13 protein-coding genes are annotated in these 16,018 nt (G+C 67.6%); 6 read left to right on the forward strand and 7 right to left on the reverse strand.

What is annotated here, in order from left to right; all coding sequences use genetic code 11:
- Window positions 1–54 precede the first annotated feature (54 nt).
- Window positions 55–873 (reverse strand): sulfotransferase family protein, encoded by an 819-nt coding sequence (locus EPA64_RS07925; protein WP_134725731.1) that lies wholly within the window; start codon window positions 871–873, stop codon window positions 55–57.
- A 143-nt stretch (window positions 874–1,016) separates the two neighbouring features.
- Here EPA64_RS07925 and EPA64_RS07930 point away from each other — a divergent pair, with 143 nt between their 5' ends.
- A complete protein-coding gene (locus tag EPA64_RS07930) occupies window positions 1,017–2,597 on the forward strand; it encodes a DUF5928 domain-containing protein (protein WP_134725732.1) in 1,581 nt (526 codons plus the stop codon).
- Window positions 2,598–2,608: 11 nt separating this feature from the next.
- Window positions 2,609–2,983, forward strand: a complete 375-nt coding sequence (locus tag EPA64_RS07935; protein WP_342773359.1) for an HIT domain-containing protein — start codon at window positions 2,609–2,611, stop codon at window positions 2,981–2,983.
- 184 nt (window positions 2,984–3,167) lie between these two features.
- Here EPA64_RS07935 and EPA64_RS07940 read toward each other — a convergent pair whose 3' ends face one another.
- Window positions 3,168–4,124: an ABC transporter ATP-binding protein gene (locus tag EPA64_RS07940; protein ID WP_246026666.1), complete on the reverse strand. Its 957-nt coding sequence runs from the start codon at window positions 4,122–4,124 to the stop codon at window positions 3,168–3,170.
- A 173-nt stretch (window positions 4,125–4,297) separates the two neighbouring features.
- Between EPA64_RS07940 and EPA64_RS07945 the strand changes: the two genes are divergently transcribed.
- A complete protein-coding gene (locus EPA64_RS07945; RefSeq protein WP_134725773.1) occupies window positions 4,298–4,480 on the forward strand; it encodes a zinc-finger domain-containing protein in 183 nt (60 codons plus the stop codon).
- A 10-nt stretch (window positions 4,481–4,490) separates the two neighbouring features.
- Here EPA64_RS07945 and EPA64_RS07950 read toward each other — a convergent pair whose 3' ends face one another.
- Window positions 4,491–5,465, reverse strand: a complete 975-nt coding sequence (locus tag EPA64_RS07950; RefSeq protein ID WP_134725733.1) for a cation diffusion facilitator family transporter — start codon at window positions 5,463–5,465, stop codon at window positions 4,491–4,493.
- Window positions 5,466–5,467: 2 nt separating this feature from the next.
- A complete protein-coding gene (polA, locus tag EPA64_RS07955; RefSeq protein WP_134725734.1) occupies window positions 5,468–8,332 on the reverse strand; it encodes a DNA polymerase I in 2,865 nt (954 codons plus the stop codon).
- A gap of 253 nt (window positions 8,333–8,585) precedes the next feature.
- Here polA and EPA64_RS07960 point away from each other — a divergent pair, with 253 nt between their 5' ends.
- Window positions 8,586–9,539, forward strand: coding sequence for a pyridoxamine 5'-phosphate oxidase family protein (locus EPA64_RS07960; protein ID WP_134725735.1), 954 nt, complete (start codon window positions 8,586–8,588; stop codon window positions 9,537–9,539).
- Here EPA64_RS07960 and EPA64_RS07965 read toward each other — a convergent pair.
- The 3 genes from EPA64_RS07965 to EPA64_RS07975 form a co-directional block, all read right to left on the reverse strand.
- On the reverse strand, window positions 9,533–10,870 hold the full coding sequence (locus tag EPA64_RS07965; RefSeq protein ID WP_246026667.1) for a solute carrier family 23 protein: 1,338 nt from the start codon (window positions 10,868–10,870) through the stop codon (window positions 9,533–9,535). The two genes, EPA64_RS07960 and EPA64_RS07965, sit on opposite strands and share 7 nt — an antisense overlap.
- 331 nt (window positions 10,871–11,201) lie before the next feature.
- Window positions 11,202–11,735, reverse strand: a complete 534-nt coding sequence (locus tag EPA64_RS07970) for an isochorismatase family protein (RefSeq protein ID WP_134725736.1) — start codon at window positions 11,733–11,735, stop codon at window positions 11,202–11,204.
- A complete protein-coding gene (locus EPA64_RS07975) occupies window positions 11,732–12,364 on the reverse strand; it encodes a TetR/AcrR family transcriptional regulator (RefSeq protein ID WP_220443725.1) in 633 nt (210 codons plus the stop codon). The genes EPA64_RS07970 and EPA64_RS07975 overlap by 4 nt, the downstream gene beginning before the upstream one ends.
- A 77-nt stretch (window positions 12,365–12,441) precedes the next feature.
- On the opposite strand from EPA64_RS07975, the gene EPA64_RS07980 reads away from it, so the two are divergent.
- On the forward strand, window positions 12,442–13,983 hold the full coding sequence (locus EPA64_RS07980) for a 4-hydroxyphenylacetate 3-hydroxylase family protein (protein ID WP_134725737.1): 1,542 nt from the start codon (window positions 12,442–12,444) through the stop codon (window positions 13,981–13,983).
- A gap of 756 nt (window positions 13,984–14,739) precedes the next feature.
- Window positions 14,740–15,981 (forward strand): DUF5930 domain-containing protein, encoded by a 1,242-nt coding sequence (locus EPA64_RS07985; RefSeq protein ID WP_170835609.1) that lies wholly within the window; start codon window positions 14,740–14,742, stop codon window positions 15,979–15,981.
- The last annotated feature ends 37 nt before the right edge of the window (window positions 15,982–16,018 follow it).

A 16,018-nucleotide genomic window follows, 5' to 3' on the forward strand; every position in this document is an offset into this window, starting at 1 on the left:
CGCTGGAGGCCGCGCGCGGAGCACCTGATCGCGCTTCAGCGCCGCCCGCCCGTCTCAGCGCCCCAGCTTGGCGTGGACCTCGTCCAGATCGACGGGGCCTTTCGGCATCCTGTTGTCGGGGTTGTCGAAGTCATAGCGGAACAGCTGGAAGTCCTTCTTGTAGATCTCCCAGACCAGATGCCGCGACAAATCGTCGAAATACTCGCTGACCTTGTGGGCGCGCTTGGGGCCGTGCCCTTCGGATTCGTTGAAGCGCGGCACGGCGTCCACGTCCACCGTCACCGGCGTGTCGGCCGCGTCCAGCACCGCCTGCATGCCGTCGTTGAACTTTTCGGTGAAGAAGATCTGGTCATACCGCCCGCCGTTCGCGATGAAGGTGGCGATATGGCCCGACATGGCCGACCAGTGGATGTCGGGTTCCATCGGGCGGCGCCAGCGGATGGTGTCGCGCGCAAACAGCAGGAACCGGCGGAAGGACGCGATCTGGTCGAACTGGAACCCGTTGTCGGGGCTGCCCACATCGACGCCGTAACGCTGCATCAGCTGCGGCACCAGGTTGCCGCGATACCGCTTGCCGTTGCGCTGCACGCCCGCGATCTTGTCGAAGAACGACGACAGGATGCGCGCGTAAGGGTTGCGGACGCAGGTGAAGATCACCGGCTTTCGGTCGCGGACCGCGCGCTCGATCAGGGGCTGGCTGGCCTCCTGGCTCCATTTGTGAAGGCCGGTGGTAGAATCGTGGATGTCGCCGTCGAAATACCGCCCATGATCGGAATGGAACATGATCTGGCCGATGGTCGAGCAGGCGCACTTGGGCACGACCCGATAGGCAAGGGCTTCACTCTCCGTCATCCATGTGCCGGGAAATCCCATGTCGTGCCCCTTGTCGCGGGGCCGCCGCTGGCTTGCCCCTCCGGTGAAAATCGTTATGGACACAAATCAAATCGGCGGCCGGGATTCAACCTGGACCTGCAAGATAATGCGCCGCGAGGGCGTTCGTTGACCTGAGAGGGACGATGGCCCGGATCGCGTTCATCCTGCTGTGCCACAAGGATCCAAAGGGCGTGATCGCCCAGGCGCGGCGGCTGACCGAGTCGGGCGACTATGTCGCCATCCACTTTGACGCCCGCGCCAAGCCCGCCGATTACGACGCCATCCGCCGGGCGCTGGACGGCAACCCCGGTGTCACCTTCGCGGCGCGGCGGCTGAAATGCGGCTGGGGCGAATGGTCGCTGGTCGCCGCCACGCTGGAGGCGGTGCGCGCCGCCGTCGCGGCGTTTCCGGCGGCCACGCATTTCTATATGCTGTCGGGCGACTGCATGCCCATCAAGTCCGCCGCCTATGCCCATGATTTCCTTGATGCCCACGATCTGGATTACATCGAGAACTTCGATTTCCTGGAGAGCGACTGGATCAAGACCGGCTTCAAGGACGAACGGCTGATCTATCGCCACTGGTTCAACGAGCGCACGCAGAAATGGTGGTTCTATACCAGCTATGAGCTGCAGAAGCGGTTGCGTCTGACCCGCCGCGTGCCCGACGACATCCAGGTGATGATCGGGTCGCAATGGTGGTGCCTGCGCCGCCAGACCATCGAGAAGCTGCTGGCGTTCTGCGACGAACGGCCCGACGTCATGCGGTTCTTCGCGACGACCTGGATTCCCGACGAGACGTTCTTCCAGACGGTCGTGCCCCATGTCGTGCCGCGCCGTCAGATCCGGTCGCGGACGCTGACGCTGCTGATGTTCACCGACTATGGCATGCCGGTGACGTTCCACAACGACCATTACGACCTTCTGCTGGGGCAGGATTACCTGTTCGCGCGCAAGATCAGCGCCGAGGCGATCGCGCTGCGCCAGCGGCTGGGCGCGCTGTGGCAGAACGACGAGACGGTGTTCTCGATCTCGAACGAGGCGGGGGGGCTGTTCCGCTTCCTGACCCAGCGCGGCCGGGTCGGGCGCCGCTTCGGCCAACGCTTCTGGGAGGCCGAGGGCAGCCTGGGCCGGGGCCGCACGCTGCTGATGATCGTGGCCAAGAAATGGCACGTCGCCAAGCGGCTGACGGCCGAGATGCGCGCCCGGACCGACGTCCCTGCTGTCGATTACCTGTTCAACGAACGCGACGCCGCGCTGCCCGACATGGGCGGCATCGAGAACACGGTCGAAAAGCGCGAACGCCACCGCCGCGCGCTGGTCAGGATGCTGTTCGACCAGTTCCAGACCGACTGCGTGGCGATCTGCCTTGACCCGGCGGCGCTAGGGCTGATCCAGGATTTCGTGGACGACAAGGCCGAGGCGCGGGTGCTGCTGATCGAATCCGCCTTTGACGACGACTACGTGCGCGGCCACATCGGCCGCGTCGGGCTTGCGGGCGCGGGCAGCGCCGCGGGCGTCGTGGACCGGCTGGTGCCCGCCGTCCGCAGCGACCTGGAACACGAGGCCGAACGCCTGCGCGACCTGGACCTGCCGGTGATGGAAACCATCGCCCCCTGGGCCGGCGCCGAGCTGAACGCCGCGGCGCTGCAGCGTTTCCTGGGCGACATCGACCGCGACACCGCGCGCCTGCTGGCCGAAACCCCGCATCTGTTCGCCGACTGAAAGGACAAGCCGTGGCCTATGACGACAACAACATCTTTGCCCGCATGCTGCGCGGCGAGATCCCGAACGACACGGTCGCGGAAAGCGAACACGCGCTTGCATTCCGCGACATCCGCCCGCAGGCGCCGGTGCATGTGCTGGTGATCCCGCGCGGGCGCTATGTCAGCTATGACGATTTCGCGGCCAACGCGTCCGAGGCCGAGATCGTCGATTTCCACCGGCTGGTCGCGCGCGTCTGCCAGGCCGAGGGGCTGGCGCTGGACGCGGGCGGCAAGGGGTTCCGCGCCATCACCAACGCGGGCGAACATGGCGTGCAAGAGGTGCCGCATTTCCACATGCACCTGCTGGGCGGGCGCAGCATCGGGCGGATGATCGCCCGCGACTGACCCGCCGCGAACCGGACCTGCCGCCGGGTGGGGGGGGCCGCGCGGTGGGCGCATCGCGGCGCTGCCTTGCTCGCCCGCGCTGGCTTGTCCGCTCGGCGCAGCCCTGCCCGCGCTGGCTTGTCCGCTCGGCCCCGCCCTGCCCGCGCCGGCCGGCTCCCTGCGTCCCCGCCCCCACCCGATCCGGTCAGCGGCTGCCGGTCAGCGACAGGAACACGTCCTGCAGGTCGGGCTGTTCGATGACCACATCGACAATCGGCACGCCCGCGCCGCGCAGGCTGTCGATGACCCGGTCGGCCTGCACCCGCACCGGCGCATAGGACAGCGCCAGCCGCCCATCCGCCCGGCGTTCGATGCTGACCCCGTCGGGCAGCGTCGGGACGGCGCCCGCCCAGCCGCCGGTGTCGATCACCAGCGTCTTGCTGTCGGCGCGGGCCAGCAGCGCGGCGGTGCGGTCGCGCACGACAAGGGTGCCGTGGTCGATGATGGCGATCTCGTCGCACATCTCCTCGGCCTCTTCGAGGTAGTGGGTGGTGAGGATGATCGTCATCCCCTGCGCGTTCAGCGCCCGCACGTTGTCCCACAGCATCTGGCGCAGCGCGATGTCCACGCCCGCGGTCGGTTCGTCCAGCACCAGGATGCGGGGGCGGTGGACCAGCGCCTTGGCCAGCAGCAGCCGCCGCTTCATCCCGCCCGAAAGCTGGCGGGTATAGCTTTCGGCCTGCGCGGTCAGGCCGACCAGCGCCAGAATCTCGTCGGTCCAGCGGTCGCGAGGCGCGACGCCATACAGCCCCGCCTGCACCTCGAGGCTGGCGCGGGGGGTGAAGAACGGGTCGATGTTCAGTTCCTGCGGCATCACCCCGATGGCGGCGCGGGACTGGCGCGGGTTGACGTCCTGGTCGTATCCCCAGATCTCCACCCGGCCCGCCGACTTGTTCACCAGCCCGGCCAGAATGTTGATCAGCGTGGATTTTCCCGCGCCGTTCGGCCCCAGCAGGCCGAATATCGCACCGCGCGGAATGGCAAGGTCGATGCCCTTCAACGCGTGCTTGGCAGGCACCTGTCCGGCGGCGGCATAGGTCTTTTGCAGCCCGGTCAGTCGGATGGCGGCGTCGGGCACGGCGGGTGTCGGGGGGGCGGTCATCGGGGCTGGTCCTTGGCGGCCCGCTTGCCGCAGGGCGCGGGATGGCTAGAATGGCGGGGCCTTTGTCCGCAGCCGTTAAACCGGCCTTTGCCCCCCAGCACAAGAGAGCCCCGATGCGCCACGCGATCACCGAAACGCCGCTGTCCACGAACCAGGACCAGAACGGCGAGGTCATGCCCGCCCCGGAAACGCAGGTCGTGACCGCATGGAAGGTCGCCTGCGACGGCGACGAGGCGAGCGGCAGCGGGCATCCGCGCGTGTGGCTGGCGATCTCTCCCGCAACCGGCTGGGTCGATTGCGGCTATTGCGACAAGCGGTTCGTCGTGGACCGCGACCATGCCGAGGGCGCGCACTGACGTCAGGCGGCTAGGCGCGCAGCGCGTCATCCGCGCAGCCCGAGGCCGCGGTTTCCAGCTCGATCGTGGCGTGGGCGATGGCGTGGCGCGCGCCCAGCGCGGTCTTGGCCGCCCGCAGCGTCGCGGCAGGGTCGGCGCCGTCCGACACCACCAGATGCATGTCGGCGGCCAGGCGCCGTTCGTCGATCTGCCACAGATGCAGATGGTGGACCGAGGCGACGCCCGGCACCGCCGTCACGGTGTCGGCCACCGCGCGCGGATCGACGCCGCCCGGCGCACCCAGCATCAACAGCCGCAGCACGCGCATCAGATCGCCGCGCAGGTGCCACAGGATCACGACGGAAATCCCCAGCGTCAGCAGCGGGTCGGCCAGCCGCCAGCCGAAGGCCCAGATCAGCACGCCGCCCAACAGGACGGCGACCGAGACACCCGCATCGGCCAGGTTGTGCATGAAGGCCGCGCGGATGTTCAGGCTGTCGCGGGCAAGCCGCATGGTCAGCGCGGCGGTGCCAAGGTCCACGACCAGCGCCAGCCCGGCCAGCGCCATGACCAAGCCCGCGGCGACCGGGGGCGGGTCGGCAAGCCGGCCGAACGCCTCGACCATCAGCCAGACGGACACGGCGATCAGCGCAAGATAGTTGGCGAAGGCGGCGACGATCTCGGCGCGTGACCAGCCAAAGCTCATCGTCGGGCTGGGGGGCCGCTGCGCCAGCCGGCGCGCGCCAAAGGCCAGCACCAGCGCCAGCGCGTCCGACAAATTGTGCACCCCGTCCGCCACCAGCGCGACGGAATCGGCCGCCAGCCCACCCACGATCTGCGCGCCCGTCAGGACAAGGTTGATCGCCACCGCCCAGACCAGCGCCCGGTCGCCCAGACCGGCCGCGTGATCGTGCCCATGCCCGCCCGGTCCGTGGTCGTGCCCATGCCCCTGGCCGTGGTCATGCCCGTGGCCGTGGCCGTGATTATGCTTGCCCTGCCCCGCCACGATCAGTGCGCCTCGGCCCAGGTCGCGCCGGACCCGGCATCGACCACCAGCGGCACGGTCAGATGCACTGCCGGATCGGCGGCGGCTTCCATCACGGCGCGCGCGGCGGCGATCAGCGGCTGGACGGCGGCCTCGTCCGCCTCGAACACCAGCTCGTCATGGACCTGCATCAGCATCCGCGCGTCCAGCCCGTCGATGGCGTCGGGCATGCGGATCATCGCGCGCCGGATGATGTCGGCCGCCGTGCCCTGAATGGGCGCGTTGATCGCGGCCCGCCGCGCGCCGCCCGCCGCCGGGCCGCTGGACGCGATGCCGGGCGTGTGGATGCGCCGCCCGAACAGCGTGCGCACAAAGCCGTCGCGTTTCGCGTCGCGCACCGTCGCGTCCATATAGGCGCGGATTTCCGGGAACCGCTTGAAATAGGTGTCGATGAACGCCTGCGCGTCGCCGCGCGGTATGCGCAGGTTGCGCGACAACCCGAACGCCGAAATCCCATAGATGACGCCAAAGTTGATGGCCTTGGCCTGCCGGCGGATCATCGGGTCCATGCCCTGCACGGGGACGCCGAACATCTGGCTGGCGGTCATCGCGTGGATGTCGATGCCGTCCGCGAACGCCTGTTTCAGCGCCGGGATGTCGGCGATATGGGCCAGGATGCGCAACTCGATCTGGCTGTAATCCAGGCTGACCAGCCGCCGCCCCTGGGGCGCGACGAACGCCTCGCGGATGCGGCGGCCCTCGTCGGTGCGCACGGGGATGTTCTGCAGGTTCGGGTCGGTCGAGGCCAGCCGCCCGGTGTTCGCCCCGGCGATGGAATAGCTGGTGTGGACGCGCCCGGTGTCGGCGTTGACATAGGTCGGCAGCGCGTCGGTATAGGTCGATTTCATCTTGGAAATCTGCCGCCAGTCCAGGATGACGCCCGGCAGCGCATGGCCCTCGGCCGCCAGATCCTCAAGGATGTCGGCGCTGGTGGACAGCGCCCCCGACTTTCCGGTCTTGCCTGCGGTCATGCCCATCTGGCCGAACAGGATCTCGCCCAGTTGCTTGGGCGAGCCGAGGTTGAACTTGCCGCCCGCAAGCCCGTAAGCCTCATCCTCAAGCTGCGCCATCTTCTGCGCAAAGGCCCCGGACATGCGGTTCAGGTGCTGCGCGTCGATCTGCACGCCCGCCATCTCCATCCCGGCCAGCACCTCGATCAGCGGGCGTTCCAGCCGTTCATAGACGGTGGTCACGCCGGCCGCGGGCAGTTGCGGGCGGAAGATCTGCCACAGGCGCCAGGTGATCTCGGCGTCCTCGCCGGCATAGCGGGTCGCGGCCTCGACGGGCACCTGCGCAAAGGTGATCTGGTTTTTGCCGCTGCCGATCAGCTCCTTGATGGGCTGGCAGCGGTGGCCGATGTATTCCTGCGCCAGCTCGTCCATGCCGTGGTTGTGCAGCGCCGCGTTCAGCGAATAGCTCATCAGCATGGTGTCATCGACGGGCGCCATGCGGATGCCGTGGCGGGCGAGGATCTTCCAGTCATACTTGGCGTTGTGCAGGATCTTCAGGATCGCGGGGTCTTCCAGCACCGGCTTCAGCATCGCCAGCGCCTCGTCCCGGTCGATCTGGCCTGCCGCGCGCTCGCCGCCGCCGAACAGATCGGCCGCGCCGCTGACATGGCCCAGGGGGATATAAGCCGCCATCCCCACCGCCGGGCAGATCGAGATGCCGACCAGTTCGGCCTGCATCTCGTCAAGGCTGGTCGTCTCGGTATCCAGCGCGAATGCGCCCTGCTGGGTGACCGCAGCCAGCCAGCGCGCCAGTGTCCCCGCTTCCGAAATCGTCACATAGGCGCTGCAGTCCACCTTGGGAAAGTCGGGGGCGGCCGCGGCCTCGGCCTCGGGGGCGGATGGCGCGGGCTCGGGGGGCGCGGTGCGGAACCGCTCCGCCACCCGGTTGGTCAGGGTGCGGAACTCCATCGTGTTCAGGAAATCCATCAGCGTCGCCGCGTCCGGTTCGCGCACCTCAAGCGAGGCCATCGCAAAGTCGATGGGCGTCTCGCAGTCCAGCTGCACCAGACGGCGCGAGACGCGGATCTGGTCGGCATGGTCGATCAGCGTCTGGCGGCGCTTGGGCTGCTTGATCTCGCCCGCCCGCGCCAGCAGGCTGTCCAGATCCCCATATTCGGCAATCAGTTGCGCGGCGGTCTTGATGCCGATTCCGGGCGCGCCGGGGACGTTGTCGACGCTGTCCCCGGCCAGCGCCTGCACATCCACCACGCGGTCGGGCCAGACGCCGAACTTTTCGAACACCTCGTCGCGGCCGATGCGTTTCGACTTGATCGGGTCCAGCATCTCGACTCCGTCGCCGACAAGCTGCATCAGATCCTTGTCGGAACTGATGATGGTCACGCGGCCGCCCAGGTCGCGGGCCTGGCAGGACAGGGTGGCGATGATGTCGTCGGCCTCGTAATCCGCGATCTCGATGCAGGCGACGTTGAAGGCGCGCGTCGCGTCGCGCGTCAGCGGGAACTGCGGCTTCAGCTCGTCCGGGGGCGCGGGACGATTCGCCTTGTAGTCGGCATAGATATCGTTGCGGAAGGTCTTGGACGAATGGTCGAAGATGACTGCCGCGTGGGTCGGTGCGTCCGGCCCCTTCGCCTCCTGGATGTATTTCCACAGCATGTTGCAGAACCCGGCGACCGCGCCGATGGGCAACCCGTCCGATTTCCGCGTCAGCGGCGGCAGCGCGTGGAACGCCCGAAAGATGAAGGCCGAGCCGTCGATCAGATGCAGGTGACTGTTCTTGCCGAATCCCTCGTCCCCGGTGGTGCCGAGTGCGGGCTGGCCGTCCGGCCAGTGCGCCGCGGGCGTGGTGGTGTCGGTCATGGCGGCCCCCTGTCGTCGTGGTGCCGTTCTGCCATGCGCGCGCGCGGCGCAAACCGGCCCTGCGGCGCGCGTGGGGTGCAGAGCCGGCGTTCGCCTGAGGCCAAGCCGAGCCGTTGCGGCGTGATGCAAGCCGCCGGGCGGCCGAGGGATCCTGCGCCGAACGTCATGCCGATGCGGCTGCACCGGAACCTTGGCCCGTGCGCCGCCGTTTTGGTCCTACGCTTGGTGGTAAGGGCTGGCTCGCAGGTGCAGCGTGGACACAGGTTTTCCCGCAGGAACGCTCGTCCCCCCCAACATCGCCGTGGCGCTGGACGGCCGCCTGATCCTTGTCGGGGGCAACCATCACGTTCTGGACAGCTTTGGCGCGTCGGCCCGCATTCCGGCCGAGGCCGAGGAGCATTTTGCCGCCAATCACGACCACCGCGCGGTCTGGTGCGCCGAACGGGGCATCCGTTTCTCGCATTGGGTGTTTCCCGATCCGATCGTCTTCCGCGGCTCGATGCCGCCCGGTTCGGTCGCATCGGTGCTGGAAAGGGCGATGCCACCGGCTGTCCGGCCGCAGAACCTGTTCTATCCGCTGGACGTTCTGGACGGGTTCCCCGAGCGGCAAAGCCGCACCGACACGCATTACAGCCCGCTGGGCAACCTGTTCCTGGGTGCCGAGATGGCGCACGCCATGCTGGGCCTGCGCGACGACAGCGAGATCGCCCGCACGCGGGCCATGTCGACCCGGACCGAGGAGTTCACCGGCGATCTCGGCGCGAAATGCTCGCCGCCCGTATCTGAAATCAGGCCGGTGCCCCCCCTGATCGGCGAAATCACCAAGGCGTCGAACGGGCTGCAGGTGCGCAATTCTGGCGTCATCCAGCTGATGATGTCGCCACATGCGAAAAGCAGGCGCAAACTGCTGGTGTTCGGCGGCTCGTTCTTTCAGCTGCTGCTGTCGGAACTGGCGAGATACTGGCGATCCATCGTCTTTCTGCGCAGCGCGTTCTTTCACTATGAGATGGTCAGGGCCGTCGCGCCCGACGACATCCTGTGCGGCTGGGCCGAACGGTTCATTCCGGCCACACGCCCTGACGCCGAACGCCCGCATTTCCTTGCGTATCCGCTGATCCTGGAAAAGGGGCTTGCGCCAGAGGAAGGGTTCGCCGTCCTGTGGCACAAGCTGGTGAACCAGCGCGTCCTGGGTTCCGGGGTTCAGTGATGCCCGCGTTCTGACGACGGCTCACGCTTTCGGCCGATCCCCAGGATCTGGTATAGGACCAGCGCCGCCAGCGTCGAGGTGCCGATGCCGCCCAGGGCGAAATCGCCGATCTGCAGGGTAAAGTCGCCCGCGCCGAAGATCAGCGCCACGCCCACGGTGAACAGGTTGCGCGGGTCGGCGAAATCGACCTTGTTCTGGACCCAGATCCGCACCATCGCCGACGCGATCAGCCCGAAGACCGACACCGACAGGCCCGCCAGCACCGGGGCCGGGATCGTCTGCAGGATCGCCCCGAACTTGGGCGACAGACCCAGAAGGATGGCGACAACGGCCGCGATCACAAAGACCAGCGTCGAATAGACCTTGGTCATGGCCATCACGCCGATGTTCTCGGCATAGGTGGTGACGCCGGTGCCGCCGCCCGATCCCGCGACCACCGTCGCCAGCCCGTCGGCAAGAAAGCCCCGGCCGATATACCGGTCCATGTTCTGGCCGGTGATCGCGCCCAGCGCCTTGATGTGGCCCAGGTTCTCGGCCACCAGGATGATCGCCACCGGCGCGATCAGCGTGATCGCGGACCAGTGGAACTCGGGCCGTGCAAAGTTGGGCAGCCCGAACCAGGCGGCGCCCGCGACCTTGCTGAAATCGATGCCGGGCACGATGCCCAGCCCGTTGCCGAGCGTCAGCACCAGCAGATAGCCGAACACCAGCGCCAGCAGGACCGAGATGCGGCGCGAGGCCTGCGGCCCGTGGCAGGCGACCATCGCCATGCACAGCACGGTCAACAGCGCGATGGTCGTGTGCGCCGCCGTGGGATTGCCGAAGGCGTTCAGTTGCTGCACCGCCACCGGCGCCAGGTTCAGGCCGATGGCCACGCCGATGGTGCCCGTCACGACCGGCGGCATCAGCCGTTCCACCCAGCCCGATCCGACCAGCATGACCACCACCCCGATCAGCGCATAAAGGACGCCGCAGGCGACGATCCCGCCCAGGGCATGGCCGATGGTCGCGCCCTCTTGTCCCATCACCGCCAGAACCACGGCGATGAAGGCGAAGGACGAACCCAGATAGCTGGGCACCCGCCCACCGGTGACGACAAAGAACAAAAGCGTCCCGATGCCCGAGAAGAACACCGCCACGTTCGGGTCGAACCCCATCAGGATCGGCGCCACGATGGTCGAGCCGGACATCGCCAGCAGATGCTGGATGCCCATCGTCAGGGACTGCGCGGCGGGCAGCCGCTCATCCGGCATGACCACGGGACCAGTGGCGGGGCGCCAGGAGGGGAAATAGGACATTGATTCCTCGGGGTGGGGTTCGGCGTCCCGCATAGCGCCTTCGAAGGGGGACCGCCAATGCGGCTTCAAGGGGCAGGACGAATTGCCGACGCAGCGGAACCGTGTTTCGCGGGCGGGTGGCGGACGTGGCAGGGTGATGGGTCGGATGGCAGGCCCGCCGGTGCCGCGTCGCCGGCCGCGACCGATGCCCACGCCGCGGAACCGTGGTGCGCGGGCGTGTCGTGGATTTGGCAGAGGATGCGTCGGATCAGGGCCGGCGATCTGGCCCGGCAAAGGCCGTCCGATCCGGGCCAATGTTCCCCCCGGCACAGCGGGGCGTCAGGCCCGCCCGGCGATCAGCGGGACGGTCCTTGCGACCCGCGGATTACCGGATCAGCGCGGCCGTCTCGCGCAACCTCGGATGCTCGGCGGTCTGCAGCCATTCGAACACCACCATTTCGGTCGTGACGACCTCGGCGCCGTGACGCTCCATCCGGCGGACCGCCGCGTCCTTGTTCTGGGCATGGCGCGAGCCCAAGGCGTCGCGGACCACCCACACGCTGCGGTCTGCGGCCAAAAGGCCCAACACCGTCTGCAGGACGCAGACATGCGCCTCGCAGCCCGCGACCACCACATGCGCGTCCGCGGGCACGCGGTCAAGAAAGCCGTCTTCGCGGCAGGCGTCGAAGAACTGCTTGTGCTGCAGCGCGCCGGGCGGCACGGCAAGCTGATCGACGGTGGACCCCAGGCCCCGGGCGTTCTGCTCGGTGAACAGGCAGGGGATGCCCATCAGGCCCGCCGCGTCGGTCAGCCGCCGGGCGTTGCGAACCGCCGTTTCGCCGTCGTGGATGGCGGGCATCAGGCGCGACTGAAAATCGATGACAAGCAGCAGCGACCGCGCGGGATCAATGGTCGTCATGGCTTTCGTTCCTGCGCAAGGCGTTCGATGCGTTCATCGACATAGGTTTCCATCAGCTCGGGGGCCGAGGCGCCGAACGTGCGGATGCGGCCGGTATGCAGCAGCAGCAGCAGCCCGGCCGCATGGGCAAAACAGTCCACCGTCAGCAGGTCGGCCCGCTGCGTGGAGACGCCCATCGCGACGGCGGCCTCGGCGATGGGCCGCAGGGCGGCTGCCAGAGCCGCATTCAGCCTTTCGTCGCGCGCCTGTCCCAGCCCGGCGGGCTTCATGCCGCCGCGGAACAGATAGAACCCCAGGTCAAGGTCGCGCGGGTTCTGCGCATAGAACCGAAAGAACGCCATCGCCGCCGCCTTCAACCGCTGCTGCGGCGACTTCGCGTCCGCGATGCCCAGCCTGACCGCCGCCCCCAGCGAGTCCAGCGAGGCATGCAGCACCTCGGCATACATCGTCTCTTTGGAATCGAAATGGAAATACAGCGCGGCGGGCGTATACCCGGCCCGGACTGCGATGGACCGCAGGCTGGCGCCGTCCAGCCCTTCCTCGGCAAAGATCTGTCGCGCGGCGTCAAGGATCAGTTCGCGCTTGCCCTCGACGCCCGCCGCCCGCCGTCTTTGCCCCTGCGCCATCATTCGCCCCTTGACCGCCAATCTAACACTGTTAGAAAATCTAACAGCGTTTAGCTGATCGATCAACCGGGAGAATTGCCATGCTCATGTCCGCCGCCGATTACCGGGACTCGCTCCGCGCCTATAAACCCCGCGTCTTCGTCAGCGGGCAGGCCGTGGACAGTGTCGCGGACGAGCCGCTGTTGGCCCCCGGCATCGCCGGGGTCGGCGTGACCTACGACTTTGCCTTGCAGGAACAGCACGCGCCCATCATGACCGCGCGGCAGGGCACGTCCGGCAAGACCGTGAACCGGATGCTGCACATCAACGAAACCTCGCAGGATCTGCTGAACAAGCTCGAGGCGGTGCGGCTGGTCTGCAAGACGTCCGGCTGCGCGCAGCGTTACCTGACCCACGACGCGCTGAATGGCATCTTTCAGGCGACGCATCTGACCGACGCCAACCACGGCACGGATTACAGCCAGCGTTTCCTGGCCTATCTGCACGACATCCAGGACCGCGACCTGACGCTGGGCGTGGCGATGACCGACGCCAAGGGCGACCGCTCACTGCGGCCGGGCAAGCAGGCGAACCCCGACGTCTATGTCCACATCACGGAACGCCGCGCGGACGGCATCGTCATCCGCGGCACCAAGGCCATCGTGACCGGCGCGCCCTATATGCACGAGTTCCTGGTGATGCCCTGCCGCACCCATGTCCCGGAGGACAGCGCCTTCGCCGTCTGCTGCGCCGTGCCCTGCGACGCGCCCGGCGTCACGATCATCTCGCGCCCCGCCGGCCAGCCGGGGAACGCCGCCGCAAAGTTCTCGGCCAGATACGGGCAGGCCGTGGCGATGGTGGTCTTTGACGACGTGTTCGTGCCGCATGACCGCGTGTTCCTGGCGGGCGAGACCGAGGAGGGCGGGTTCCTCACCACCTCCTATGCGACCCACCACCGCCATTCCTGCATCGGAGCACGGGCGGGTTTTGGCGACCTGCTGATCGGTGCGGGCGCACTGATGATCCAGGCGAACGGGCTGGACGCCGACCGCCACGCGCATATCCGCGACCAGATGGTCGAGCTGATCACCATCACCGAAAGCTTCTATGCCTGCGGCGTCGCGTCCTCGGTCTATTGCACCACGGATGCGGCCGGGTCGGTGATGCCCGACGCGGTGTTTTCCAACATCGGCAAGCTGCTGCTGGCGACCAAGATCTATGACATGCACCGCGTCGCGCATTACGTCTCGGGCGGGCTGATCGTGGCGCTGCCCGGCCCGGACGAGGATCACAACCCCGACACGGCCGCGTCCATCGCGGCGGTCATGGGCGGGCGCGCCGACATCCCATTCGAGCAGCGCGCCGAGGTGGCGCGGCTGGTCGAGGATCTGACCGTCTCGGACAACGCCGGCTGGTATTCGGTGATCTCTCTGCACGGCGGCGGCTCGCCCGAGGCGATGAAGCGCGAGATCTGGCGCAACTATCCGGTGATGGAGAAGGTGGAGCTGGTGGAAAGCTTGCTGGACCGCGGCGTCCTGGACGACGGGCGGCGCATCAGCAAGCAGCCCGGCCGCTGCTGCGCCACCGGCTGCGAGGTGCCCGACGCGCAGGCACTGCCTTCGCCGCAGGCCGCAGCCGAATAGGCGGCGCAAGGCGTCGTCACCCGGCCTGTTGCCCCAACTGCTTTCACCGGGGCAAAGGGCGCGGGGCGGGTGTCAGGGGCTTTCACGCCGCGTTCTGCTGACCCGGTGCCGCCGACCGGGCCAAGGCCGGGCAACCGGTTCCCTATCGCCGCGCCTGCCCTTTTCGTTCCGCACCAAGCATCCGTGCGGCGACGGCCGGGGGAAGGTTGCGCGACCTACGACCGGGGGAAGGTTGCGCGACCTTTGGCCACCCGAGTTGATCAACAGCTTAGACGCCAAGTGGCGGAGGGGATGGGCCTGCCGTCGAACCTTCTCTGCCCTTTAACACGTTGATTCATTAGTGCGAATTCCAGGCGATCTCCTTCAGATTGTGCTTTGACGTCGATGGGCCCCGCTTCCACAACGAATGACGCGCAAGCGCGAGAGTTCCCCGGCTTCGACCTCCTTCCCCTCGCGGGACGGTGGCGTTACGGCTCTCGGGCGAGGTCTTGAAGTAGCGGAAGGGAGATCGCTGAGTCATGGCGACCGGCTACGGGGCTAGTTGCACCCGTGGCAACCGGGTTCCCTTTTACAGGTCCGCAGGCAGCCTTCCGCCGATTTGTGCGTCTTCGGCTCTTGTCGGCTGACCGGAAGGACGTGGGTGGTTGCGAGGCGAGCGCCTCCCAACTAAGCGGACACGCGGACGGCGGGCAAGGCCGCGTCAACGTGGGACGACGACATTTGACCCTTCGACCAATCCGAGGACTACGCACGCTTGTGGGTTGCGTCCTTCCGGAGCGAAGATTGTTCATCCGGTCCGGCGACCATGTCCGGTTCGTTCGCCTGAGCCCCGGAAGGCAGGCCCTCGCCTGGGCTGGTGGAGCGTTTCTGGTGGCGTGGTGCCTGACGGTCACGTCAGTCCTGATCATGAACTCCATCGACTTCCTAACCATGCGCGAGCAGGCCAAGCGAGAGCAGGCGCTCTTTGAGGACCGCGCTCTCGCACTCGGCGGGGAGCGCGACCAGCAGGCGATGGAAGCACTCGCGGCCCAAGAGCGGTTTGCAGCCGCCACGGTGCAGATGTCGTCGATGCAGAGCGACCTGCTTGCGCTCGAGACCCGCCGCCGCGAGATGGAGAGCGAGTTGCAGGCGGCCCAGGCCACTCTGCGCCGTACGATGGACGCGCGCGCTGCCGCAGTGTCTGCGTCGCAGGACCCGAGATCTGAGGAACTCGCCGCCACACTCGACCTACTGACCCTCGCCCTGACCGAAACGGTGGTCGAGCGTGATCAGGCCGCCACCAAGGCCAAGGAGGCCGTTCTTCTTGCCGGCGAGCTGGAGTTCGATCTGCGGCTGAGAAAATCCGAGAGTAATCGAATCCTGCTGCAGATCGAGGAGGCTCTGATCGCCTCGGTGGAGCCGCTCGACGAGGTGCTCCGTGAGGCCGGACTGGACTCTGAGGCGGTACTCGCATCCGCTGGCGATGGTCACTCAGCCCCGAAGGAAGCCTTGGTTCCCCTTGCGGTCTCCACGAGGGGAATAGCCTCGCTGGATGACGAGACCGTGCGCGCGAACCGCATTCTCGAGCGGCTCGACGAGCTCAGCCACTATCGCTTGGCCCTTGAATCGCTGCCGCTCGCCATGCCGGTCCAGGACGCCTTCCGGTACACCTCGCCCTTTGGCCGGCGCTGGGGGCAAATGCACAAAGGGGTCGACATGGCAGGGCCTGTCGGCACCCCCGTCTACGCCACGGCCGACGGGGTCGTCACCTTCGCCGGCTGGCAGAACGGCTACGGGCGGATCATCATCGTTCGCCACCCCTTCGGTCTGGAGACCCGCTACCCGCACCTCAACGCCATCCGCGTCGAGGTGGGCCAGGAAGTTGCGCGCGGCGAGCGGGTCGGCGACATGGGTAACTCGGGCCGCTCCACGGGATCCCACCTCCACTACGAGGTGCGCGTGAACGGTGAAGCGGTCGATCCGATGGGCTACATTCGCGCCGGCCGGGACCTCCTCTGAGCGCGCCCGCGCGCGCCGGTAGCCGGGCTCTTGCTAC

It is taken from the genome of Paracoccus luteus (assembly GCF_004522155.1).
GTDB classification, from domain to species: domain Bacteria; phylum Pseudomonadota; class Alphaproteobacteria; order Rhodobacterales; family Rhodobacteraceae; genus Paracoccus; species Paracoccus luteus.

Coding starts and splice junctions, on each gene's coding strand:
- EPA64_RS07940 (WP_246026666.1), bottom strand. CDS start 4,124: ATGACCGCCCCCCCGACACCCGCCGTGCCCGACGCCGCCATCCGACTG.
- polA (WP_134725734.1), bottom strand. CDS start 8,332: ATGACCGACACCACCACGCCCGCGGCGCACTGGCCGGACGGCCAGCCC.
- EPA64_RS07965 (WP_246026667.1), bottom strand. CDS start 10,870: ATGCGGGACGCCGAACCCCACCCCGAGGAATCAATGTCCTATTTCCCC.
- EPA64_RS07975 (WP_220443725.1), bottom strand. CDS start 12,364: ATGATGGCGCAGGGGCAAAGACGGCGGGCGGCGGGCGTCGAGGGCAAG.
- EPA64_RS07980 (WP_134725737.1), top strand. CDS start 12,442: ATGCTCATGTCCGCCGCCGATTACCGGGACTCGCTCCGCGCCTATAAA.
- EPA64_RS07945 (WP_134725773.1), top strand. CDS start 4,298: ATGCCCGCCCCGGAAACGCAGGTCGTGACCGCATGGAAGGTCGCCTGC.
- EPA64_RS07925 (WP_134725731.1), bottom strand. CDS start 873: ATGGGATTTCCCGGCACATGGATGACGGAGAGTGAAGCCCTTGCCTAT.
- EPA64_RS07930 (WP_134725732.1), top strand. CDS start 1,017: ATGGCCCGGATCGCGTTCATCCTGCTGTGCCACAAGGATCCAAAGGGC.
- EPA64_RS07970 (WP_134725736.1), bottom strand. CDS start 11,735: ATGACGACCATTGATCCCGCGCGGTCGCTGCTGCTTGTCATCGATTTT.